Annotated in this window: 23 protein-coding genes and 5 pseudogenes; 20 read left to right on the top strand and 8 right to left on the bottom strand. The window is 39.5% G+C overall.

Annotated features, from left to right (window positions below; genetic code table 11):
• Positions 1–4 precede the first annotated feature (4 nt).
• Together JCM19043_RS06930 and JCM19043_RS06935 are read left to right on the top strand one after the other, a co-directional pair.
• Positions 5–1,879: a sensor histidine kinase gene (locus tag JCM19043_RS06930; protein ID WP_197274763.1), complete on the top strand. Its 1,875-nt coding sequence runs from the start codon at positions 5–7 to the stop codon at positions 1,877–1,879.
• A gap of 10 nt (positions 1,880–1,889) precedes the next feature.
• Positions 1,890–2,537, top strand: coding sequence for a response regulator transcription factor (locus JCM19043_RS06935; protein WP_062321194.1), 648 nt, complete (start codon positions 1,890–1,892; stop codon positions 2,535–2,537).
• A 51-nt stretch (positions 2,538–2,588) separates the two neighbouring features.
• Here JCM19043_RS06935 and JCM19043_RS17445 read toward each other — a convergent pair whose 3' ends face one another.
• The 3 genes from JCM19043_RS17445 to JCM19043_RS18755 all read right to left on the bottom strand — a co-directional run bounded on the left by JCM19043_RS17445 (position 2,589) and on the right by JCM19043_RS18755 (position 3,694).
• Entirely contained in the window at positions 2,589–2,750 is a 162-nt protein-coding gene (locus JCM19043_RS17445) for a NifU N-terminal domain-containing protein (RefSeq protein WP_231631436.1), read from the bottom strand.
• Between the two features lie 123 nt (positions 2,751–2,873).
• Positions 2,874–3,377, bottom strand: coding sequence for an HAD hydrolase family protein (locus JCM19043_RS18750; protein ID WP_369813801.1), 504 nt, complete (start codon positions 3,375–3,377; stop codon positions 2,874–2,876).
• 53 nt (positions 3,378–3,430) lie between these two features.
• Entirely contained in the window at positions 3,431–3,694 is a 264-nt protein-coding gene (locus JCM19043_RS18755) for an HAD-IIB family hydrolase (RefSeq protein WP_369813802.1), read from the bottom strand.
• A 166-nt stretch (positions 3,695–3,860) separates the two neighbouring features.
• Here JCM19043_RS18755 and JCM19043_RS06950 point away from each other — a divergent pair, with 166 nt between their 5' ends.
• The 3 genes and pseudogenes from JCM19043_RS06950 (at position 3,861) to JCM19043_RS06960 (ending at position 5,025) form a co-directional block, all read left to right on the top strand.
• Positions 3,861–4,115, top strand: coding sequence for an alpha/beta hydrolase (locus JCM19043_RS06950; protein WP_062321196.1), 255 nt, complete (start codon positions 3,861–3,863; stop codon positions 4,113–4,115).
• On the top strand, positions 4,112–4,609 hold the full coding sequence (locus JCM19043_RS06955) for a prolyl oligopeptidase family serine peptidase (RefSeq protein WP_062321198.1): 498 nt from the start codon (positions 4,112–4,114) through the stop codon (positions 4,607–4,609). The genes JCM19043_RS06950 and JCM19043_RS06955 overlap by 4 nt, the downstream gene beginning before the upstream one ends.
• 105 nt (positions 4,610–4,714) lie before the next feature.
• Positions 4,715–5,025, top strand: a pseudogene (locus JCM19043_RS06960) (metal-sulfur cluster assembly factor).
• A 71-nt stretch (positions 5,026–5,096) separates the two neighbouring features.
• On the opposite strand, the gene JCM19043_RS06965 reads toward JCM19043_RS06960, so the two are convergent.
• Both JCM19043_RS06965 and JCM19043_RS06970 read right to left on the bottom strand, forming a co-directional pair.
• A complete protein-coding gene (locus tag JCM19043_RS06965; protein ID WP_062321287.1) occupies positions 5,097–5,792 on the bottom strand; it encodes a Crp/Fnr family transcriptional regulator in 696 nt (231 codons plus the stop codon).
• Positions 5,793–5,845: 53 nt separating this feature from the next.
• Positions 5,846–6,663: pseudogene (locus JCM19043_RS06970) on the bottom strand (undecaprenyl-diphosphate phosphatase).
• Positions 6,664–6,735: 72 nt separating this feature from the next.
• Between JCM19043_RS06970 and JCM19043_RS18380 the strand changes: the two are divergent.
• Positions 6,736–7,095, top strand: a complete 360-nt coding sequence (locus tag JCM19043_RS18380; protein WP_156321357.1) for a hypothetical protein — start codon at positions 6,736–6,738, stop codon at positions 7,093–7,095.
• Positions 7,096–7,174: 79 nt separating this feature from the next.
• Here the strand turns inward: JCM19043_RS18380 and JCM19043_RS15980 are convergent, their stop codons facing one another.
• The gene (locus tag JCM19043_RS15980) at positions 7,175–7,342 is read right to left on the bottom strand and encodes a DUF2929 family protein (protein ID WP_082394462.1); all 168 of its coding nucleotides are present in this window, start codon (positions 7,340–7,342) and stop codon (positions 7,175–7,177) included.
• A 207-nt stretch (positions 7,343–7,549) separates the two neighbouring features.
• Between JCM19043_RS15980 and JCM19043_RS06975 the strand changes: the two genes are divergently transcribed.
• From JCM19043_RS06975 to JCM19043_RS06990, 4 genes are all read left to right on the top strand, one after another.
• Entirely contained in the window at positions 7,550–8,491 is a 942-nt protein-coding gene (locus JCM19043_RS06975; protein WP_062321200.1) for a beta-ketoacyl-ACP synthase III, read from the top strand.
• Between the two features lie 127 nt (positions 8,492–8,618).
• Positions 8,619–9,860 (top strand): beta-ketoacyl-ACP synthase II, encoded by a 1,242-nt coding sequence (gene fabF, locus JCM19043_RS06980; RefSeq protein ID WP_062321202.1) that lies wholly within the window; start codon positions 8,619–8,621, stop codon positions 9,858–9,860.
• A gap of 140 nt (positions 9,861–10,000) precedes the next feature.
• The gene (locus tag JCM19043_RS06985) at positions 10,001–10,204 is read left to right on the top strand and encodes a hypothetical protein (RefSeq protein WP_231631431.1); all 204 of its coding nucleotides are present in this window, start codon (positions 10,001–10,003) and stop codon (positions 10,202–10,204) included.
• Positions 10,205–10,249: 45 nt separating this feature from the next.
• The gene (locus JCM19043_RS06990) at positions 10,250–10,978 is read left to right on the top strand and encodes a DUF3603 family protein (protein WP_062321204.1); all 729 of its coding nucleotides are present in this window, start codon (positions 10,250–10,252) and stop codon (positions 10,976–10,978) included.
• Between the two features lie 98 nt (positions 10,979–11,076).
• Here JCM19043_RS06990 and trpS read toward each other — a convergent pair whose 3' ends face one another.
• Positions 11,077–12,072 carry a tryptophan--tRNA ligase gene (gene trpS, locus JCM19043_RS06995; protein WP_062321206.1) on the bottom strand — a complete coding sequence of 332 codons (996 nt, stop codon included), beginning with the start codon at positions 12,070–12,072 and terminating at the stop codon, positions 11,077–11,079.
• A 524-nt stretch (positions 12,073–12,596) separates the two neighbouring features.
• On the opposite strand from trpS, the gene JCM19043_RS07000 reads away from it, so the two are divergent.
• The 3 genes from JCM19043_RS07000 to JCM19043_RS07010 are packed head-to-tail and all read left to right on the top strand — an operon-like array spanning position 12,597 to position 14,246.
• Complete coding sequence (locus JCM19043_RS07000) at positions 12,597–12,962, top strand: helix-turn-helix transcriptional regulator (protein ID WP_062321208.1); 366 nt, start codon at positions 12,597–12,599, stop codon at positions 12,960–12,962.
• The gene (locus tag JCM19043_RS07005) at positions 12,962–13,948 is read left to right on the top strand and encodes a permease (protein ID WP_062321210.1); all 987 of its coding nucleotides are present in this window, start codon (positions 12,962–12,964) and stop codon (positions 13,946–13,948) included. The genes JCM19043_RS07000 and JCM19043_RS07005 overlap by 1 nt, the downstream gene beginning before the upstream one ends.
• A gap of 58 nt (positions 13,949–14,006) precedes the next feature.
• The gene (locus JCM19043_RS07010) at positions 14,007–14,246 is read left to right on the top strand and encodes a thioredoxin family protein (RefSeq protein ID WP_062321211.1); all 240 of its coding nucleotides are present in this window, start codon (positions 14,007–14,009) and stop codon (positions 14,244–14,246) included.
• A gap of 187 nt (positions 14,247–14,433) precedes the next feature.
• Here JCM19043_RS07010 and JCM19043_RS07015 read toward each other — a convergent pair whose 3' ends face one another.
• Complete coding sequence (locus tag JCM19043_RS07015; protein WP_062321214.1) at positions 14,434–14,787, bottom strand: DUF3899 domain-containing protein; 354 nt, start codon at positions 14,785–14,787, stop codon at positions 14,434–14,436.
• Between the two features lie 351 nt (positions 14,788–15,138).
• Here JCM19043_RS07015 and JCM19043_RS07020 point away from each other — a divergent pair, with 351 nt between their 5' ends.
• From JCM19043_RS07020 to JCM19043_RS07045, 7 genes and pseudogenes are all read left to right on the top strand, one after another.
• The gene (locus JCM19043_RS07020; protein ID WP_369813803.1) at positions 15,139–16,305 is read left to right on the top strand and encodes a peptide ABC transporter substrate-binding protein; all 1,167 of its coding nucleotides are present in this window, start codon (positions 15,139–15,141) and stop codon (positions 16,303–16,305) included.
• Positions 16,284–16,853, top strand: coding sequence for an ABC transporter substrate-binding protein (locus JCM19043_RS18760; RefSeq protein ID WP_369813812.1), 570 nt, complete (start codon positions 16,284–16,286; stop codon positions 16,851–16,853). Before JCM19043_RS07020 ends, JCM19043_RS18760 begins: the two co-directional genes overlap by 22 nt.
• 153 nt (positions 16,854–17,006) lie before the next feature.
• Positions 17,007–17,936 (top strand): ABC transporter permease, encoded by a 930-nt coding sequence (locus JCM19043_RS07025; RefSeq protein ID WP_062321216.1) that lies wholly within the window; start codon positions 17,007–17,009, stop codon positions 17,934–17,936.
• Positions 17,936–19,080 (top strand): annotated as a pseudogene (opp3C, locus tag JCM19043_RS07030) (oligopeptide ABC transporter permease). The gene JCM19043_RS07025 and the pseudogene opp3C overlap by 1 nt, the downstream one beginning before the upstream one ends.
• Positions 19,081–19,096: 16 nt before the next feature.
• The gene (locus tag JCM19043_RS07035; protein ID WP_062321217.1) at positions 19,097–20,167 is read left to right on the top strand and encodes an ABC transporter ATP-binding protein; all 1,071 of its coding nucleotides are present in this window, start codon (positions 19,097–19,099) and stop codon (positions 20,165–20,167) included.
• Positions 20,164–21,095, top strand: a pseudogene (locus JCM19043_RS07040) (ABC transporter ATP-binding protein). The gene JCM19043_RS07035 and the pseudogene JCM19043_RS07040 overlap by 4 nt, the downstream one beginning before the upstream one ends.
• A 181-nt stretch (positions 21,096–21,276) precedes the next feature.
• Positions 21,277–22,526, top strand: a pseudogene (locus JCM19043_RS07045) (putative glycoside hydrolase).
• Positions 22,527–22,560 lie beyond the last annotated feature (34 nt).

Here is a 22,560-nt window from a genome sequence, read left to right on the forward strand (position 1 = left end):
TTTTGTGTATATTAATCTGAAGCGTAAGGACACGGGATTAAGTATGCTGTTGATTACGTTAACGATGTTTATTATTAGTGTGGCGTACAACGCCTCTAGTTTACAGATCAAATTATACCCGATAGCTGAGCTGATTTTAATCATCAGTTTTTTAATGGCACCGAGCTTGTTCTTTCATTTTGTGTATCAATTTTTCAAAGAGAGACGAGCGGTATGGTTTAGTTGGTGGATGGTCCAGTCACTTTATTTATTTAGTGCTGTTACGATTGTGTTTGCTTTATTCGTTTATGATCAACTCGCTGTCAATGACTTAATCTTACCGGCCTTTAGTATCAGCGTATTCTGGATTCTCGTTCAAATGATCACTGGTCTCACGCAATTAAAAAAAGAATCGGATAAGGATACGCTTTATGGCTTATTTTATGCGATTGGTCTTGGCGTCTTGCCCTATATCTTCTTTTATATCATTCCTTACTTTGTGCTAGGTGAAGGCATTATCCCTTTTGAATATGTCAATGTGTTTTTCTTCTTTATTCCAATGGGTCTAATGTATATGATTTTAACCAATCAACTTTATTTATTACGGGTACAAATCAAAAAGCTGCCATATTATCTGATTTTGTCGACATTTTTATCTGCCGTCATTACTTTACTTCATTTAATGTTGTTTGAAAGTTCCTTTCAATTTAGAAAAGAATTTAGTTTATTTTCATACACTTTGATCATTATTTTAGGATTATTTTTTGCGAAGAAACAATTAGAACATTACTTTAAACCACAACTGTTCGTCTCGGCAAACGATTTTCAAGCGAGTTATTACCGTTTCAGTACACAACTACAAACGCATCATACAAGGGGAGATGTGATTCAAAGCTTTGTGAGAGAAATAAAAGAAGTCATCCCGCTTGAACATTTTAAAGTACTTAAACACCGATCGATGACGATGCCTCATATTAAGACGCATCGCTTACCAGACCGTTATATACCACTGCTTAACTTTTATGTTAATCAGCGCCTCGTTGTTGGTCGACTTAATGGCCGTTTTGGTCTTTATGCGATTCCTATCAATAACTATAAGGGCGAATTGTTTATCTTTTTCTTCCAGCCAAAACAAGTGTTAAATCAGGAACAATTAAACTATGTCACGACCCTCGTGCAATTTGTAGATTTAGCACTTAAAAACAGAACAAAAATCGAAGATTTATTAGAAGAACTCGAACAAGCGAAACATCATGATAATATGGAGTGGTTATCGCGATTGCTATTTGAATGGTCCGAACTTGAACGTAAACAACTCGCGCTCGATTTACATGATACTTTTTTACAAGATTTAATTGTACTCAAGCGCGACTTAGAAAGCTTGCGTAAATCAAATAGAAGTCGTACCGAAGAATACAAAGCGATGGAAGAGCGGATGCAAGACATTATTTTTGATATGAGAGAAACAACGCGTCATCTATATCCAACCATTCTTGATGAAGTTGGGTTGCTTGAAGCAATCAAAGAACTGATCGAGAAATTCGAGCTTCAGTGCAATAGCAAACTATACTTGGACACCAATTTAGAGCCCTCTTTTTATCAGTCTCGTTTTATTCAATTACTTGTGTATCGTGCGGTCCAAGAGCTCTTAACAAATGCCAATAAGCATGCAAAAGCAAGTAAAGTTAACTTAACTATTAAGCATGAACAAACAGGTATAAAGATTGATTATAAAGATGACGGCGTCGGTGTTGATTTAAAAAAACAGTCATCCGATGGGGTTCATCACTTAGGTTTATTTGCATTAAATGAACGTATTAAAAGTTTTAAGGGGACGTTTGAATTTGAATCAACGGTAGGTAAAGGCGTCACTGTGCACATTTATATTCCATATAGTTAGGAGAGAAGCTATGCCATATCATATCTTACTAGTCGATGATCATAAGATTGTCGGTGAAGGAACGAAACGTTTATTAGAAGAAACAGGAGATTTAATGATAGACTATGTCTCAACAGGTGAAGCGGCCTTGTTGAAAATGACGACCTGTTTATATGATTTATATATTGTCGACTTGCATATGCCTCAGATGAATGGCATCGAATTAACTCAAAGTATTAAAGATTATCATTCAAGTGCCCGTATTTTAATCTATACCGGCTATGATACGACCGCTTACTTTAATAAACTTGTTCAGTTAGGTGCCGTTGGATTTATTAGTAAGAACTTTTCCAATGATCAACTGATTTATGCTGTGATGTGTGCGCTGAATGATTTGGCTGTTATTCCACAGGAATGGTTAAATGCGTTAAAGCGAGATGGGCAAAAAGTGATGGTTGGTAGTGGTCGACGCGTGTCTTTAACTGAAGTTGAGCATGACGTCTTACGCTATGTTGAGAAAGGTTACTCAAATGATGAGATCGCCTCAGAAATTCATGTGAGTAAACGAACCGTTGAGCGTTATTTAACGAAAATTTTCCAAAAAATGCACGTCACCTCACGTGCCGATGCGATTACAGAAGGTAAACGATTAGGGATATTAGTTGAACTGGATTTTTAAATATTAACAAAGGACTAAGACAAGCATCTTAGTCCTTTGTTTGGAAACGTATTAGTCGGTTTCCTCGCCTGCCAAACCAAATGCCGTCATCACAGCCGTTACACTAGGGATTAATTGATCCCAATGTACATTTGGTTCTTTAATGATGGTAATAAACGTTTGGTAACCGAAAACATGGTTGACCCCGTCAAGTGTGAGGAGGTCGTTGAGAATCTGATAATCACTGACTCACCTTTATGGACGGGATAACTATCTGTTCCGTCAAATATTTGGTTCGGGGACGTGAATTTCATCGCGAGTGGATTAGGGGTCTTTTCAATCAAAATGGACATACAATCACTCCTTATCAAACTCAAAATAAGCTTCTAAGAATTGTGCTACACCATCATTGTCATTTGTGTCGGTCGTTTCATTGATGACGGCATTAAGACAATCATTACCATTAGCCATTTTCACACCAATGCCAGCGTAATCAAGCATCTCTATATCGTTATCCTCATCGCCAAAAGCAATGACATTAGCTTGGTCCACATGGTAATAGTGGGCGATTCGCTTTAAACCGACCGCTTTATTCATGCCTTCACGGACGATTTCAATCATATTCCAAGGCGCACCCCATCGGCGATGTTCAATAACGTCCGCGTGATCATCATCAAGACGCTTGCGCAACGCTTCAACGTGGTGATCTTTCGGATGAATTAAGATTGATGTTGGATCACTCGTTAAGCTATTTTTTAAGCTACCAATTTTAATCGGATCTTTTTCTTTTTGGGTGTGCAGGATGGTCATAATCTCTTCATCATAGCGGTCGAGATAGACGTCATCTTTTACTTCAGCCATAATATTATTGACTTCAAATTCGTAACATGTTTGAATGATTTTCTTCGCGGTTCTTATCCTAATGGGGAATGCAAAGCTTCCCAATTTTTATCTGTTGGGTGGTGTAACAGGGCACCATTAAAATTCACCATTGGTGTATCAAGTCCGAGTTCATGATAGTAATCAATGCTGGCCCGGTGTGGTCGACCTGTCGCAATAACAACAGTATGACCAAGGGCACGCACTTGATCAATCGCGCGTTTATTTCTGGTGCTGATGGTTTGTGTTGATGTTAGTAACGTTCCATCTAAATCTAAGGCTATTAAATGTTTTTTCATATTTTTTTCACTCTCCACTTCTAGACATAAGTGTAAAGAAAAAAAAGGCCGCCTGTAAAGTAAATATCTCGTAAAAGGTTATAAGTGGTAATTTTTATGAGGGCGTGATAAAGTAAGAGAGAAAAAGAGCAATATAAAAGGACAAACAGATGAAAGAGGGATGTTGATGCGTGTTGAAACAATCGAACTAAAAGATCAAAAACTTACAGTGTGTCAGCCTAACGTCAATCATATGATGCCGATTGAAACCATTGTCTATTACCACGGTGTTGGCGGTGAAGGTATCGATGAGTTGCCTCTGGCGTATCAATTAGTCAAACAAGGGTATCGTGTGATTTTACCTGATGCTTATTTACATAGTCGAGCTAATCGGGCTTCTCGCTCGACACAAAACGCGCGTTTTTTGAGATTATCGATGTGACCAGTCAACGCCTTGCGGTGATTTATGATTGGATCAAAGAGAAGACAGGAAAGGATGAACCCACGTTATATGTCGGCGGGACAAGTATGGGTGGCATCATTACCGCCATGAGTCTGACACAGTACCCGTTTATTAAGAAGGCAGCGATGTTGATGGGGAGCGCAAAACTGGTTGACTTCTATCATTATATTACCGCTGAATTAAAGAAGGGTGATTTTCCCCTGTCTGAAACAGAAGAACAACAGTTATTACGGCATTTAGCCACACGCGACTTGAGTCAAAATATTGCTGCGCTGGGCCACCGGGACCTTTTCATTTGGCACGGTCAAGCGGATGACTATGTCCCGTTTCATTTAACCGATCAATTTGCGCAGGAGTTAAATGACCATACTGACTATAAAGGTCATCTGACCTATGTAAAAGAACCAAATCAAGGTCATAGAGTCAGTCGTTTAGCCAGAGAAGCGTGTTGTCAATTCTTTACGCAATCATAAGGATCGGATGAATTAAGCGAAAGTCATTTAAATTTGATAAGAAATTGTATATACTAAAGATAAGTTTTTCAAACAAAAAGTAAAGAAAGATGGAGGGATCTAACAATGGATGAGGCACTACAAGAAAATATGCTGGGCGCATTGGAAAATGTCATTGACCCTGAGCTAGGAATAGATATTGTTAATTTAGGTCTTGTATATGGCGTGGACTTAAATGAGGAAGGAACAGCGGTTGTGACGATGACATTAACAGCATGGGATGTCCACTCGCTGGACACATTGAAGCGGATGTGAAGCGTGCGCTAATGGAATTACCAGAAGTTAAAGACACAGAAGTGAATATTGTTTGGTCGCCACCATGGAGTAAAGACCGGATGTCACGTTATGCTAAGATTGCCTTAGGTATACCGGATTGATTGAATAAAGAGAACCCGATTTGGGTTCTCTTTTTTATGGACGTATAAAAAATCAGGTTGATGATGCGAGATTAATTGATCGTGCATAGGACGACAGGACATTGATCGCAATTAATGGCTTGCTTTAAAAAGTCCAAGTCATGAATGATCAGTTGTTGGTTCTTTTCAGAAATAACCCTTTGCTTCTTTAAATCACTCAATAGGCGATTGACCGATTCGCGTGAAGTGGCACAAAAGTTGGCCAATTCTTGATTCGTAAATGACTGCGTTAGGTGAATGCCATCTGCTTGTTCTTGACCATAGCTGTTGCTTAAACGAATCAATATTGAATAAAGGGCTCCTTTTTTTCCATGCAAGACGAGGTCGCGAAATTTTGTTTGATCTTTCCTATACATGAGTTGTGTATAGTTTAGTAAGTCCAGTAAGGCATCAGCGTCTTGTTTTAATGCTTGTTTTAACACATCTTGTCTATAGACAGCTAATGTCGCTGCTTCTGTCACTTTTGCGTCGACTAAATACTGGGTCGAGGCATCGGTGACGAGGACTTCTCCAATTAAATCACCCGGTCCTAAAAACCGTAAAGATAATTCTCGACCGTCAGGTGTTGTTTTTGTGATGAGCACTTGGCCGGTTCGAATAAGATAAAGGTCGGTCACCGCATCGCCTTGTCGAAATAAATATTGGTCTTTAGATAAATCAAGTGTATGATCAGGCTGATTGAAATACACTGTTGTATCTGTATGGAGATTATTTATGCGTGGACACATGGCCAATGACGCTCCCTCCTCTTATTTGGTAGTTGTGTGAATGAATAAGCGTCTTACAGCATGAAAAAGGCAAATGAACCGACAATGAAACAATAGATAGAGAAATAAATTAAGTTACCACGTTCCATTATATGCATAAACCAACGTAACGAGAAATACGTGGCAATAAGTGCGGCGATAAATGCAGCTGTATAAGGTAAAACCATTGCCCCTGCACCTTCGCTAAAGATATCAGAGACTTTTAAAATGAAGGTGCCAAGCGAGACAGGGATGTAAAGCAAGAAAGAAAAGCGTAAGGCGGTTTCTTGTTTCATCCCGAGTAACATAGCCGCAACAATAGTCGCGCCACTGCGACTAATACCTGGAATCAAAGCCACTGACTGGCTTAAACCAACGATAATTGCATCTTTTAGACTGAGATCACGATCTGATTTTTGCCCTTTAAGTTACGAATAATAAATAATGCAATCCCGGTGATGATTAACGTCAGACCGACCATGTTGGCGCCGGCGAACGTTTCTGCGATGACATCTTCAAATAATAAACCAATCACACCCGCAGGGATGGTGGCGATGATTACATACACAATAAACATAAAATCTTGTTTCATTGCCGTCGTTTTTTTCGTTTTGCTGAACATGAAGGCTAAACCATTCGTTGCTAGTCGAATAATATCGTGTCGATAAATGACTAAGACAGCTAGTAATGAGGCGAAATTAACGAGGACCTCAAAGGTTAAGCTCTCCATTTTTAAATTGAATAAGTCTTGTATAATGACCAAATGGCCACTCGATGAAATGGGGATAGGTTCAGTCAATCCTTGGACTAAACCAAAAAACAAGTAAAACAAAACTAATGAAAATATCGTCATAATTATTCCTCCATAGTGTCACATGTTTTTGGCCTCGTCATATTCTAATGTATATGAGAGGAGTGACATGTGATGCATCAATATTCTAAGTTTGATCTTGAACCGTATGTAAATCGCTACGTATGGGTTGAAACAACTGAGGGGAATAGGTTACAAGCTTATGTGCAAGCTGTTGATGACCAATTCGTTGAATTGGTTATTATGGAGATAATCCGTCTAACGATGGGTGGGAGAGAAATCGACCACCGTATCACCGACCACCTAACCAACCGTGGCAACCGTACCACCGACCACCGTATAATCCACCCTATAACAGACCGCCATACCACCGGCCACCGTATCACCGACCACCTTATGGTTCGCCTTATCACCGGCCGCCGTATTATCAACAATCACCTTTTGCGCCGTTTCTTTTGCCGCTTGCAGCCTTAACCGCTATTGGATTATTATTTTAATCAAAAAGGCCAAAGCTACTAGCTTTGGCCTTTGACTAAAATAATCATCTCTAGCGCTAGTCTTCAATGTATTTCTCACCAATAAAGAAGCCGATGAGCGTAAATACAGCCGTCAAAATAAGGACTGGCCACCATTCAAATGAAGAGCCGGCCATGCTTGATAAAACGTAACCAAGTAGAACAGAAATAAAAAATGACCAAACCATTAAAATAATTACCCGCATGTTGTCACCTCATTTATATAAAGATTATAACTAATATATTCTAGCAAACTTTTAATGAAAATGAAATGTTTCCGTTTAACAATTTCATTGTTTAATGAAGAATATGCGAGAAACTGCTTAAAAAAGCTTGATTTTACTCTCGTTATTATATATATTAGTACCAAGTCTTAATATTTGATTATAAATATAAGTGAGGAGTATTTAGATATGACAGCTGGGATTTTAGGGTTAGGGCATTATGTGCCTGAACGCATCATGACAAATAAGGATTTAGAGAAAATAGTGGAAACATCAGATGAGTGGATTCAATCACGAACAGGTATAGAAACAAGACATATTGCAAGTGAGAATGAAGAAACATCAGATTTAGCCTATGAAGCGAGTGTACGGGCCTTAAGTGATGCAGGTATAGATGGGGAAGCGTTAGACTTAATTTTAGTAGCGACGATTACCGGGGATATGGCGTTTCCTTCTGTAGCGTGTCAATTACAAAAACGGCTAGGTGCGACAAAGGCCGCAGCAATGGATGTCGGAGCTGCCTGTGCTGGTTTTATGTACGGGATGATCACCGCTGCTCAGTTTATTGAAAACGGCGGCTATGAAAAAGTGCTTGTTGTTGGAGCAGAAAAACTATCTAAAATTACCGATTGGACCGATCGTAATACGTGTGTATTATTCGGTGATGGTGCCGGTGCTTGTGTTATGGGGCAAGTGGCAGAAGGTTACGGAATTAAGTCATTTGAATTAGGCGCAGATGGTACAGGAGACACTGCTCTTTATCAAGAAAATGAATTGATTCGAATGAATGGCCGTGAAGTCTTTAAGTTTGCCGTACGTCAAATGCCTGAATCAAGTGAGAATGTTGTCTTAAAAGCCGGCTTAACAAAAGATGATGTTGACTTTTTAGTTCCACATCAAGCTAATGTCCGGATTATGGAAGCGGCGCGTACGCGTCTTGATATTCCAAAAGAGAAAATGGCGTACTCGATTAACAAATACGGCAATACCTCAGCTGCATCGATTCCAATTGCGTTATCAGAAGAAGTGCAAAATAACAAGATTACCTCAGGTGACAATGTTGTATTAGTTGGCTTTGGTGGCGGTTTAACATGGGGTGCCGTGCTCTTAACATATGGTCGTGGAGACTGATTTCAACATAAGTTTACATTGACGTGTTCTTTCGATAAAAGCGTATCTAAACAGTTCTGAATAAACGACCCCTTTTATATGTAATGAGCGTAACAGAATAATTCGATAGTAAAGGATGGATTAATCAATGACGAAAAATCGTGTAGTTATAACAGGTATGGGAGCCATGACACCGATTGGCTCAACAATTGAAACGTTATGGTCGAATTTACTCGCGGGTGTAAGTGGTGTTGGTCCACTCACGAAAGTGAACCCAGATGATTTCCCATCAAAAGTGGGGGCGGAGTTAACCGACTTTGATCCGACAATATATATGGATAAAAAAGATGCCAAACGAATGGATTTATTTACTCAGTATGCGCTCGCAGCAGCAACGGTAGCGGTAGAAGATGCAAAATTAACGATTGATGATACAAATGCTGAACGTGTGGGTGTATGGGTTGGTTCGGGTATCGGAGGACTAACGACATATGAAGAACAGTTCCACAAGTTTGTTGATAAAGGGTATCGTCGCGTAAGCCCATTCCTCGTACCGATGTTAATTCCTGATATGGCCGCTGGTCAGATATCCATCCACTTAGGAGCAAAAGGGATCAATTCATGTACAGTAACTGCTTGTGCAACTGGGACCAATTCGATTGGTGATGCATTTAAAGTAATCGAGCGTGGTGACAGTGATGTCATGATTACAGGTGGTGCTGAAGCGCCGATTACGAACCTAGCCGTCGCTGGTTTTGCGAGTGCAAAAGCTTTATCGTCAAACCCAGATCCAAAAACGGCAAGTCGTCCCTTTGATCAAAACCGAGATGGTTTCGTCATTGGAGAAGGCGCGGGTATTCTTGTGTTAGAGTCACTTGAACATGCGAAAAAGCGTGGGGCCCACATTTACGCAGAAATTGTCGGTTACGGGGCAACAGCAGATGCGTATCATATTACGGCACCAGCACCACATGGTGAAGGGGCAAAGCGCGCCATGCTTCAGGCCATCAATGATGCAGGTATTCTGCCGTCAGATATTCAGTATATTAATGCCCACGGCACGAGTACACCGCTAAATGACAAGTTTGAAACAGAAGCGATAAAAGGCGCGTTTGGTGAGCACAGTCAACAGTTATTGATTTCATCAACGAAATCGATGACCGGTCACTTACTCGGGGCAGCTGGTGCGGTGGAAGCCATTGCCTCAATCAAGGCCATTACGGATAGTGTCATCCCACCAACAATTAATCTGGAAACACCAGACCCAGACTGTGATCTCGATTACGTTGCCAATACAAAACGCAAAAAAGACATCACGTATGCTCTGAGTAATTCACTCGGTTTTGGTGGGCATAACGCTTGTCTCGTCTTTAAGAAATTTAATGATTAATGAAATGATAGGATGATTTTAACGAAAAAAGTGTCTCTCGTCTTGATTAAGATGAGCGGGACACTTTTTTTGCATAGTCTAGGCGTTCTGGTCATAAGATACAGCAAGTGAGTCACTAATGATTAAAGGAGTTAGGAAAAGTGGTGGTCTTTTTAATAGGGTTTGGTTTTATGGTTCAAGGTGGGGTGATGGCTATTTTATATTTGAATCTCATGCCACAACCGTTTGATCTAAAAACGTATGTCACATTTATGGTGCAACAAACGACGTGCCAATTATTTTTCGTTGGCTTACTTATGGTACTCATTGGAATTAAACGATTGGATCGCTATTTTTCGGATTAAAAACCTCCAACTTGTAAATACTACGACTAAAGGGAGGAACTTGTCATGTCCTGTGTGCATCACGTCAAAGTGAATTGGTTTGAAGCGGAAACAGAACCATTAATGATCAGTCCATATTACGAATGGCGAAAAAGAGATTTTTTAGATACGTATCAGACATTGCCCGTCCTATGTCTTGAACCCTCGACCTTTCACCTTATTGAAACGAGTCTGGCGCCTCTTCCAAAAGAATTGATGCGGCGTATGTTTCAATCGAGCTATAAGCATCACCATCGCTATGATTTTGGTGCGATTATTTGTGATCAAACGGCGGTATTGGCGATAGATACGTTAGGTTATGACTTCCCGTTATTAAAATCGAGGCTCACGCCGATTAAAGAAAAACAAGTCCTTACCATGTGTCAAACGCTTAAACCTTGTCAATACCAAATAGAAAAACAGCGAGAGACGCCTTCGATTTATCATTTAACGCATCCGCACCTTGTTGGCTTAACGCGTAAAGAAAGAGAAATAAAAAGTTTGTTGCTGTTTATGTTGGAACAATTAACCTTAAATGAACAGTATGAGGCGCTCACTTATTTTACGACGCTGTATTATCGACTAAAAAAGCGACCAGCAAAAGATTTCGGGCCAAGCTTTCTAGAAGAGTTAAAGACAGGGTATACAGCAGTACACGAGGAATTAGTTAAAAACATGTTGCCACTTGATGCCTGTTACCAAGAGTTATACGAAGAGGCGGTCGTTGAAGAAACTTTTGAGCATTTTCAATATTAACGTTAAAAAGAACGGACCGAGAGCGTTGTCTCGGTCCGTTCTTCATATTGACTGTCGCATTGCCGTTATAGTGTCAGGCTAGATAATTAGCTTATTGCCTACTTACTTTTTCTGACGCGACCGAGCCCCATAGCTTTTTTAGCTTTTGCTAAAGTTTTATCAGCGACACGACTAGCGGCATCTCGCCCTTGGTCGAGAACCTCATCTAGGGTGTCGGAGGTAATGATGTCACTGTAACGTTGTTGGATAGGTTCAAGTACGTTGACTACCGCATCAGCGACGTCTTGCTTAAATTGACCATACCCAACGCCCGCGTACTGTTGTTCTAAATCTTTTATCGGTGTATTTGTTGCGCTTGAAAGGATTGTCAACAAGTTCGATACGCCTGGCTTATCCGTTGGATCAAAACGGACAACGCCTTCTGAGTCAGTGACGGCACTTTTAATTTTTTTAATGATTTTTTTCGGTTCATCTAACATGTAGATCGTTGCTTTTTGATTTTCGTCAGACTTACTCATCTTCTTCGTTGGCTCTTGGAGTGACATGATCCGAGCACCAACTTCAGAAATTTTCACTTCAGGAACAGTAAAGATAGCGTTATATTTCCGGTTGAATCGCTCAGCTAAGTCACGCGTTAATTCTAAATGCTGTTTTTGGTCATTCCCAACAGGCACAAGATTGGTATTATATAATAGAATGTCCGCCGCCATCAATGGTGGATAAGTGAGTAGAGCAGAAGAGACGCCTTCTTTACCTGCTGATTTATCTTTAAATTGGGTCATGCGTTCTAATTCACCGATATAACTTTGGGTTTGCATAATCCAACCGAGTTGAGTATGCGCGGACACTTCTGATTGAATAAATAACGTCGCTTTGTCTGGGTCGATGCCACTCGCGAGATAAAGTGCGGCCAGTGAGCGAATGTTTTCGCGAAGTTTTAGTCTGTCTTGTGGAACGGTGATCGCATGTTCGTCCACAATACAAAAATAACAGTCATAATCCTCCTGTAGTTCAACGAACTGTTTCATCGCGCCTAAATAATTGCCAAGTGTTAATGTGCCACTTGGTTGAATCCCTGAAAAAATAGTTTCCATACCTGTTCACCTTTCCTTTGTATCAAATTGTTGTGATAAAAATAAAAACAAAAAAACATGCCTAAAAGTATCCAAGGGACGATAAAACCGCGGTACCACCCTTGTTACCTCTAAATGCATGAGATCAACTTGTCTGTTAACGCCAGAAATACGGTGCTTATTTCTAAACACATGTTCAAAAGTTCCCACATTATCATCCTAAAACACCTGCTTACACCGTCCAGGCTCGCTAACGTTTCCTTTGGATAATAAACCAACTTTGTCATAACAATTATCGCTCTGAGATTCAGAGTTATCTTTCAATGACAAAATTATAGCACAACCGATGACAAAAGAAAATAACAGAAAACATGAAGGGAGATAAAGTGAAGGCAAAGTGGCTAAGACACCGCTAGAGGTTACAAGCTTTTTAGAGAAGCAAAAAAGTGTCGCGTTATCAAAAAGTCAAAACTACAAAACTAAAAAAGTAGTTGTGTTATGCTTCACATGGTGATATACTTTCTAAAAAGAGAGGGGATGATGATTTGGGAAATCAACATGTTATTAGAGAAAATGACCAGTTAGCGATCGATTACATAGCGGGATTACAGACATTATCAGTCGTAGAAGATGAAACGACTCGACAGCTGTTTGCCAAGACATTTAAAGCCTTTGGCGATGACACGCGCCTGCGATTGATTAGCTTTTTAACGATCGCGCCTGCCTGTCTTTGTGAGATGGTCGATGCGTTAGACATTGCGAACTCGACGATTTCACATCACTTAAAAATTTTAGAACGTGGCGGTGTTGTACAAAAAGAAAAAAGAGGCAAATTCACCGTTTATGAATTAGCGGACAAGCCATTAGTTAAGGCCTTACTTCACTTATTAAAGCAGGAGGAGGGAAGATAATGGTTTTCTTTCAGTGGATGAATGATCAATTATTTAAAATGACGTGGTTATACGACCTTGTTGAGTGGCTCGTTGAGGGTGTTTTTGGTTTATCAATGTCATCACGTATAGGTGAAAGTGTCCATTTCTTTATATATGATACGGTCAAGATTTTCATATTGTTGACGGCCGTTATCTTTTTTATCTCTTATATTCAGAGCTATTTTCCACCAGAACGAACGAAGCGTTTACTTGGAAATGTAAAAGGTTTTTTAGGCTATGTGATAGGGGCGTTACTCGGAACACTCACACCATTTTGTAGTTGTTCCAGCATCCCTATTTTTATTGGGTTTACGTCAAGTGGTCTACCTGTTGGGGTCACGTTTAGTTTTCTTATATCCTCACCTATGGTTGATTTAGCTTCATTCATTATGTTGATGAGTTTCTTTGGTCTTAAATTTTCCGTCATATATGTTGTCGTGGGATTAATACTGGCTGTTGTTGGTGGTTATATTATTGACCGATTAGACCTTGGGCGTGACGTTGTGCGTTACGAAACAGCGTCGGATAAACCGCTTGATGAATTAACGCTAAAAGACCGGATTGATTTTTCTATTCAACAAGTGAAAGAAATCTTTCAACGGGTGTGGCTGTATGTATTAGGAGGGGTATTCATTGGGGCTCTTATTCATAACTGGATTCCAGAGAGCTTGATTACCTCAATCTTAGGTGAAGACAATCCATTTGCCGTAGTGATTGCGACAGTGATCGGTATGCCGATTTATGCTGATATTTTTGGTACACTACCCATTGCTGAGGCTTTAATTGCAAAAGGGGTAAGTGTTGGGACGATTCTTAGCTTTATGATGTCGGTTGTTGCCTTATCATTGCCATCACTGATTATGTTAAGTAAAGTTGTTAAAGGTAAATTAATGGTGGCGTTTGTTTTCATCATGTTTGTTGGGATTATATTGATAGGCTACTTATTTAACTTTTTAAATGTGTAAGCGACATCCACACGTATCAATAGGTGTGGTAAATATATATACAAAAGGAGAATGACAGATGAACATTAAAATTTTAGGACCAGGTTGTAAAAACTGCAAGAAATTAATGGAGAACACAGAAGAGGCTGTTAGAGATTTGAATGTAGAGGCAACCATTGAAAAAGTGGAAGATTACGGTGAAATTGCGCGGTTAGGTGTATTAAAGACACCAGGACTGGTGATTGATGGCGACGTTGTGAGTGAAGGGAAAGTTATTGCCGCCAAATCAATTAAAAAATTGATTGTAGACAAGAGATAAACGCATGCTTAAATAAGGCTAGTTGTTGACTTTGTATTGCAAGAAGACGACGGTCACAATATAGAAAGGCTCGGTCGTAGTTGATACGACCGAGCCATTTTTTATTTTTTTGTTCGAAATTTAAATTATCTTTTAATCACGGATTATGTTAATGAAGTTGTTGCCCTATAGAAACATCATTTCTAAACTAATTAAGCAAATAAAAGACTAACAGTAATAGATTACTTAACAGAAAGAAGAGGGTTTGATATTTAAAAAAATGAACAACGGGCCGTTTAATTTTTTCAGATACAGGTTGAAACTCAGTCTCCATTGATCCTGGTCTGTTTTTACTTCTAAAAACGCGATGCATGCCATAAAGAAAACCGTCAAAAAACCGCGCATGCAGTGTAACAAGAGATAAATAAATCAATAAATGAAACAAAAAGATGTATGTGGTCGTATTAAACAAGGTTAAGAACGATTCACTAGTTGTAAGACTAAACAAAACTAAACCTATCAGTTGTAATAAAAATGCAATGCCTTGTATGTGTTTTTTCATTTGTTACCTCCATCTTCAATAAAACTAGACTCATTATACCACAAGTTATCATTCGTAAACAGACAGACACAAATGTAAGACTGTCATCAATAATCCCTTGATGGCATTGGATTCATCCAATGAAAAGATAAGTAATGCCATTATATTCAAGTTCAAACCCGAACGTTCAATAGTAAAAAAGGACTATTTTATTTTCGGTAAAAGTTGTTATATCAACACTTTTGATATTGTATGTTTATAATTTTCTAAAAAATCAGTGCATTATTTGAAAAAAGGTAGTATAATTCAAATTGCAGTATTATTCATCTGCGGAATATTTAGAAAATTAAAAATAGGGGAGGTCTTTCCAAGATGAAGAAAAAGAGCTTATTGCTGCTAATCCTCGGATTAGTCATGAGTATGTTTTTAGTTGCGTGTGGTGGAGATGATACATCAGACAGCGACAATAGTGGAAATGATGGAGGTTCAGATTCAGAACAAGACGATTCAGGTTCTGATGACGCTGGCTCAGCTAGTGGAGAACAAGTACTTAATTTAATCGAAGCATCACAGATCCCAACAATGGATTCTGTTATGGCAACGGATGCAGTGGCATTCCAATGGTTAAATGAAACAATGGAAGGTCTATATCGTTTAGATGAAAACACAACACCAGTTCCAGCGATTGCTGATGGTGACCCAGTTGTTTCTGAAGACGGTTTAGAGTGGACAGTCACACTACGTGAAGATGCTGTATGGTCAAATAGTGACCCAGTGACAGCACATGATTTCGTTTTTGCATGGCGCCGTGCCGTGAACCCAGAAACTGGTTCTGAATACGGTCCATTCATGATGAACGGTGTGCTTAAAAATGCTGAAGCCATTTCAAACGGCGAAGCAGAAGTGGATACTTTAGGTGTTGAGGCTACAAGTGATTACGAACTTAAAATTACTTTAGAAAAGCCAGTACCTTACTTCCACAGTTTATTAACATTCGGTACTTACCTACCTCAGAACGAAGCATTCGTAACTGAAAAGGGTTCAGATTACGCACTTAACTCAGAGAACTTATTGTATAACGGACCATTCGTGTTAACTGAATGGAATCCAACAGGTGAAAATGCTAACCAATGGACACTTGTTAAAAACGAAGATTACTGGGATAAAGATAATGTAAAATTAGAAAATATCAACGTTAGTATTGTAAAAGAGACTAGTACTGGTGTAAACTTATACAATACGGGAGAAATTGACCGCGCAGGTTTATCTGCTGAGTATGTAGCACAGTATGCTGGTACTGAAGATTACAGAACACTTGGTGAAGCGGTATTATTCTACTTGAAGTTTAACCATGACAACGAATTTTTATCAAACATTAATGTACGTAAAGCGATTGCGATGACTATTGGTAAGCAAGGTCTTGTTGATGTTATCTTAGCAAACGGTTCATTAGTTTCAATGGTGCGGTACCATCAAGCTTTACTTCTCACCCAGATACTGGTGAAGATTTCCGTGAAATCAATGGCGATCTTATTGTAGAAGATAAAGAAGCAGCAAAAGAATACTGGGCAACAGCACTTGAAGAGTTAGGCACTGATACTGTAGAACTTGGTTACCTTGGTGGTGACAGTGAAGTTGCACAGGAAATGGATGCTTACATCAAAAACCAACTTGAAGGTAACTTAGAAGGTTTAACTGTTGAAGTAACATCTGTACCATTTGAAGAACGTATTTCACGTGATGAAAACAGTGAGTATGATATCCAAAACTCTGGTTGGGGTCCTGACTACCTTGATCCAAGTACATGGTTGAACATGTGGACATCAGATTCACCTTACATGACAATGAACTACAACAATGAAGAATACGATACGTTAGTTCACGAAGCAAATAATGAATTAATTACAGATTTAACAGCACGCTATGAAAACTTCTTAGAGGCTGAGAAAGTATTAATGGAAGATGCAGCTATTGCACCTCTATACCAACGTTCTCGTGCATATCTATGGCGTCCATCTGTAAAAGGTGTTATTTCTAACCCAATGGGAGCAGATTTCACATATAAATACGCTTACATTGAAGAGTAAAAAATAACAGCTGCGGAAGGCCAAGACTTGTTCTTGGAAGAGAGTGTACTGCCTTTTTAGGGCATATACTCTCTTTTTCCGTGTTAAGATAAAGTTTGAATTGTTTGAACTTTCTTGTAGAATAATCAATAAAATTGATTAGGAGGGAAATTTATGGGTAAGTACATTGCAAAACGAGCAGGATACATGCTGATTACTTTATTTATTATCGCCACATTTTCATTTATCCTCATGAAGTTGCTCCCAGGTTCTCCACTAACTGCCGAACAAAAGGTGACAGCCGCACAACGTGCGATCATTGAAGCGAAGTATGGATTAGATCAGCCAATCCTAATTCAGTATTTCAAATATATCGGTAACTTAGTGCAAGGTGATTTAGGGGTCTCATTCCAACTGAAAAACCAACCTGTAACGAGTATTCTAATGGCCGGTGTTCCCGTATCCGCGCAATTAGGTATTTGGGCGTTATTTATTGGAACATTCTTTGGAATGTTATTAGGATTATTGGCATCAATTAAGCACAATACGATTTTTGATTATGGAGCAAACATTGTTTCCGTATTAGGGATTTCAATTCCCTCATTTATTTTTGCAGGATTACTGCAATACTTTGTCGGAGTGAAATGGGGATTACTCCCGATTGCATTCTGGGGTACACCAGAGCAAATGATTATGCCAATCATTTCGCTTTCGATTTTCCCAATGGCCATTTCTTCACGATTCTTACGGACAGAAATGATTGAGGTATTGGGATCAGACTATATGGTCACTGCGAAAGCGAAAGGTGTATCAAATTTTGCTTTAATCTTTAAGCATGCGTTACGTAACGCTTTGATCCCACTGATTACCGTCATGGGACCAATGGCGGTGAGTTTAATGACAGGGACACTTGTTATTGAACAGATTTTCTCGGTTCCTGGTTTAGGGGAACAATTTACACGTGGTGTTTTAACAAACGATTATTCAATTATTATGGGGACAACGTTATTCTTTGCGTTCTTCTTCATCTTAGTTATTTTAATTATCGATTTACTTTACGGTATAGTCGATCCACGTATCCGTTTAGCTGGAGGTGACGATTGATGAGTAACGAACCAAATAAAGACTTGTTTGTCATGGCGAAAGACCGTGAGGATACAAGTGAGAAAATTAATCGTCCAAGTTTGACCTTCTGGCAAGATTCTTGGATGCGATTAAGAAAAAATAAAGGTGCCTTATTTGGCATGATTGTCTTAATTTTAATCGTCTTAATGGCCATCTTTGGCCCTATCTTTAGTTCACACGGCTTAGATGATCAAGACTTATCTCTCTCAAGAATGCCACCTAAAGTGCAAGGATTAGAGAACTTCTCTTGGTTGGGACTTGATGGTAAAAATCGAGAAACATTTGAAGCTGATACGATTGAATTAGCGGAACAACGCGCGTTAGCCCGTTTCCAACAGCCAGATACAGAGTTTATTGAAGCTGAAGTGAAACAAGAGCCGAACAATGAAACAGGTGAACTGGCTGTTGTTGAGTATGCGTTTGATAAATATGCGGCTCAAGGTGTCGACGAGTACTTCTGGTTTGGTACCGATACACTTGGTCGTGACTTATTCACACGGGTGTGGTTAGGAACACGTATCTCGCTATTAATTGCCCTAGTTGCAGCGTTCATTGATATGCTTGTTGGGGTTGCTTATGGTGGTATTTCTGCTTACTTTGGTGGACGTACGGATACCATTATGCAGCGTATTATCGAGGTCTTAATCGGGATTCCAACTTAGTTGTTGTTATTTTAATGATTATGATCTTAGACCCTGGTATTGTGGCGATTATTATCGCCTTAACGATTACAGGTTGGACAGGTATGGCCCGGATTGTACGTGGCCAAGTCTTAAAACTTAAAGGACAAGAATTCGTGCTTGCTTCACGTACATTAGGTGCTAGCCATACGCGAATTTTGACGAAACACCTCATTCCAAACACAATTGGTTTAATTATTATCAATGCGATGTTTACGATTCCGAACGCCATCTTCTTTGAAGCATTCTTAAGCTTTATCGGTTTAGGTCTACAAGCGCCGGATACATCGCTCGGTACACTAATTAACGATGGATTTAAAGCACTTCAAGTAAATCCATACATCATGATTTTCCCAGCGATCGTTATGTCACTCATCATGATTGGATTCAATATCCTAGCAGATGGTCTACGTGATGCACTCGATCCGAAAATGAGAGAATAGGAGGTAGAAAAAAATCATGGAAAATATTTTAGAAGTTAAAAATTTGCATGTTTCTTTTGATACCTACGGTGGTGAAGTGCAAGCGGTTCGTGGTGTTTCTTTTGATTTGAAAAAAGGTGAAACACTCGCGATTGTAGGTGAGTCAGGTTCAGGTAAATCAGTGACCACACGTGCACTCGCGAAACTGATTCCTTCACCTCCTGGACGCATCAAAGAAGGTGAAATATTATTTGAAGGTAAAGACCTTGCGACGTTAAGTGAACGTGAGATGCAGAAAATTCGTGGAAAAGATATTTCAACGATTTTCCAAGATCCCATGACATCCCTTAACCCAACAATGAAAATAGGCACACAAGTCATGGAAGGGTTACTCAAGCACAACAAAATCAGTAAAAAAGAAGCGCGTAAGCGTACACTTGAATTACTTGAGCTTGTAGGATTACCTGAACCAGAAAAACGTATTGATCAATATCCACACCAGTTCTCTGGTGGACAGCGTCAACGGATTGTCATTGCAATTGCTTTAGCTTGTGGGCCAAAGATTTTAATTGCGGATGAGCCAACAACAGCACTTGACGTCACAATTCAAGCGCAAATCTTAGAACTAATGAAAGATATTCAGAAAAAAGTAGATAGCTCCATCATCTTTATTACCCACGACCTTGGTGTCGTTGCGAACGTAGCCGATCGTGTAGCGGTTATGTACGCGGGTAAAATTGTTGAAATCGGAACAGCTGATGAAATCTTCTATAATCCAAAACACCCGTACACATGGGGGTTACTTGGCTCTATGCCAACACTGGATAATGAAGAAGAATCTCTGATTGCTATTCCTGGTTCACCACCAGACATGTTGAACCCTCCGATAGGGGATGCCTTTGCGACTCGTAATGAGTATGCGATGGAAATTGACTTTGTCGAACAACCACCGATGTTTAAAGTGTCAGATACACATTACGCAGCGACATGGTTGTTACATGAACATGCCCCTAAGGTGGAACCACCTTTAGCGGTTCAATCGCGTATGAAAGACAATCTACATGCGAACGTGCCTGAAGAACGTAAAAAGGAAGGTGATCGTTCATGAGTAAAGAAAAATTACTAGAAGTTAGAAATCTTAAACAACACTTTAAAACCGGTAGACACTCAGTTGTTAAAGCGGTTGATGGGATTACCTTTGATATTTTTAAAGGGGAAACCTTCGGTTTAGTAGGTGAGTCTGGTTGTGGTAAGTCAACAACGGGTCGTAGTATTATTCGTCTTTACAATGCGACTGACGGTGATGTCTTATTTAAAGGTGAAAGTGTTCACGGTAAGAAAAATAAAGCGGATTTAAAAACATTCAATCAAAAAATGCAAATGATTTTCCAAGATCCTTACGCGTCACTTAATCCACGTATGACAGTTATGGATATTGTCGCAGAAGGGTTAGATATTCACGGCTTAGTGAAATCACCTAAGGAACGTCAAGCGCGCGTCTTTGAATTGTTAGAAACCGTTGGTTTGAATAAAGAGCACGCGAACCGTTATCCTCACGAATTTAGTGGTGGACAGCGTCAGCGTATCGGTATTGCCCGCGCGCTTGCGGTTGAACCTGAATTTATTATTGCTGATGAACCTATTTCAGCACTTGATGTATCGATTCAAGCACAAGTGGTTAACTTGCTTAAAGACTTACAAGATCGTTTCGGTTACACGTATTTATTTATTGCCCACGATTTATCGATGGTAAAATACATTAGTGATCGGATTGGTGTCATGTACTTCGGTAAAATGGTCGAGATTGCGGATAGTGATGAACTTTATAAGAATCCAATGCATCCTTATACTCGCTCACTACTTTCAGCGATTCCACTACCAGACCCTGACTATGAGCGCACACGTCGTCGTGTGGAATATGATCCAGAAAAAGATCATGATCATAGTGAGGACCCAGAGTTCAGGGAAATTAAACAGGGACACTGGTACTCTGTACAACGAAAGAATTCGAACAATACAAAAAAGAAATGAAATAATGTGTGGCTGCGATTAACGCTTCTGTTAGTCGCAGTTTTTCTATTATTTTAACTATTTGGTTGCGGATGGTGTGACTTTAGACTATTTTTGACATCATTTTTAAACAATGGTTTCTTTTCAGAGGCAAATCAGCTAAAATAGACAAGAGAGTCACTTAATAAATTGCGGGGGTTATACATAATGAAACAACTAAGAATGTTAGCTATTTTTGTCTTCAGCTTAGGGGTCTGGTTGGGTGCAAACACAGACGTTGCTTTAGCAGAAGAATCAGAATCACTCCATGTCACCTTTAGTCCTAAACGAACCATTACGTTAGATCAAACGAGTAAACAAGCAAGCTTACAACGATTTCGCTTTGATTCTGGTTACACATTTACTTACCCAGATGCTGTTCGTGGTATTTATTTAACGGGTCACTCAGCAGGTGGTAGCCGCTTTGAGACATTGATTGACCTGCTTAATAACACCGAGCTGAATGCGATGGTGATTGATGTAAAAGACGACCATGGTAACTTAACCTTTAAACCAGATGAATCCTCACCGTATTATGATATTGCTAGAAATTATATTGCGATCCTAAAGCAATGATGGATGCTTTAGAAGCCAATGATATTTATCCTATTGCTCGCATCGTTGTTTTTAAAGATACCGTACTGGCAGAACAACGTCCTGAACTATCATTTAAAGATGGTGGGCGCGTATGGAAAAACAACCGTGAAGAAGCCTTTGTGAATCCATTTATGAAAGAAGTATGGGAGTACAATGTAGACATTGCAAAATATGCCGTTGAAATGGGCTTTATGGAAATTCAATTTGATTACGTCCGTTTCCCAGAAGGGTTTGAGCGCCGTGATGAAGAACTCATTTACTCTGAAGGGGATTATGAGGATCATGAATTAAATAATATTAAAAAACGTGTGGAAGCTGTGTCTAACTTCGTAGAATATGCGAAAAACGAATTACATGACTACGGTGTTGATGTATCCGTTGATATTTTCGGTTATGCCGCAACCGTTGAAGAAACACCAGGGATTGGTCAAAACTTTAGTAGAATCTCAGAGCATGTTGATGTGATTTCATCGATGATTTACCCAAGTCACTGGTCAAATAATTACTTTGATATTCCTGTACCAGATAAAGAACCATACCGTCTAACAGACGAATATGCAAAAGTAGAGAATGAGGTGTTGTCAAACCTTGGTGATGACGCACCAACCTCACGTCCGTGGATTCAAGACTTCTCTGCCCCTTGGCTTTATAGTGGCGCAACTTTTACTTACGGTAAAAAAGAAGTCGAAGACCAAATTCGTGCGCTGAATGAAAATGGTATCAATGAATTCTTATTATGGAATTCTAGTAACAAGTACACTGAAGGTGTCGATTATACCCAATTAATTAGTGTGTCTTGGTCGAGTATGATTATGAGATGACATTTAAGCCATTCGCCTGTCTGATTTGTGCATT

Origin of the sequence: Halolactibacillus sp. JCM 19043, assembly GCF_001310395.1 — a bacterium.
Taxonomy (GTDB): domain Bacteria; phylum Bacillota; class Bacilli; order Bacillales; family Amphibacillaceae; genus Halolactibacillus; species Halolactibacillus miurensis.

Coding starts and splice junctions, on each gene's coding strand:
- JCM19043_RS06935 (WP_062321194.1), top strand. CDS start 1,890: ATGCCATATCATATCTTACTAGTCGATGATCATAAGATTGTCGGTGAA.
- JCM19043_RS18750 (WP_369813801.1), bottom strand. CDS start 3,377: ATGGCTGAAGTAAAAGATGACGTCTATCTCGACCGCTATGATGAAGAG.
- JCM19043_RS18755 (WP_369813802.1), bottom strand. CDS start 3,694: ATGAAAAAACATTTAATAGCCTTAGATTTAGATGGAACGTTACTAACA.
- JCM19043_RS06950 (WP_062321196.1), top strand. CDS start 3,861: ATGCGTGTTGAAACAATCGAACTAAAAGATCAAAAACTTACAGTGTGT.
- JCM19043_RS06965 (WP_062321287.1), bottom strand. CDS start 5,792: ATGTGTCCACGCATAAATAATCTCCATACAGATACAACAGTGTATTTC.
- JCM19043_RS18380 (WP_156321357.1), top strand. CDS start 6,736: ATGCATCAATATTCTAAGTTTGATCTTGAACCGTATGTAAATCGCTAC.
- JCM19043_RS15980 (WP_082394462.1), bottom strand. CDS start 7,342: ATGCGGGTAATTATTTTAATGGTTTGGTCATTTTTTATTTCTGTTCTA.
- JCM19043_RS06975 (WP_062321200.1), top strand. CDS start 7,550: ATGACAGCTGGGATTTTAGGGTTAGGGCATTATGTGCCTGAACGCATC.
- fabF (WP_062321202.1), top strand. CDS start 8,619: ATGACGAAAAATCGTGTAGTTATAACAGGTATGGGAGCCATGACACCG.
- JCM19043_RS06990 (WP_062321204.1), top strand. CDS start 10,250: ATGTCCTGTGTGCATCACGTCAAAGTGAATTGGTTTGAAGCGGAAACA.
- trpS (WP_062321206.1), bottom strand. CDS start 12,072: ATGGAAACTATTTTTTCAGGGATTCAACCAAGTGGCACATTAACACTT.
- JCM19043_RS07005 (WP_062321210.1), top strand. CDS start 12,962: ATGGTTTTCTTTCAGTGGATGAATGATCAATTATTTAAAATGACGTGG.
- JCM19043_RS07010 (WP_062321211.1), top strand. CDS start 14,007: ATGAACATTAAAATTTTAGGACCAGGTTGTAAAAACTGCAAGAAATTA.
- JCM19043_RS07015 (WP_062321214.1), bottom strand. CDS start 14,787: ATGAAAAAACACATACAAGGCATTGCATTTTTATTACAACTGATAGGT.
- JCM19043_RS07020 (WP_369813803.1), top strand. CDS start 15,139: ATGAAGAAAAAGAGCTTATTGCTGCTAATCCTCGGATTAGTCATGAGT.
- JCM19043_RS07025 (WP_062321216.1), top strand. CDS start 17,007: ATGGGTAAGTACATTGCAAAACGAGCAGGATACATGCTGATTACTTTA.
- JCM19043_RS07035 (WP_062321217.1), top strand. CDS start 19,097: ATGGAAAATATTTTAGAAGTTAAAAATTTGCATGTTTCTTTTGATACC.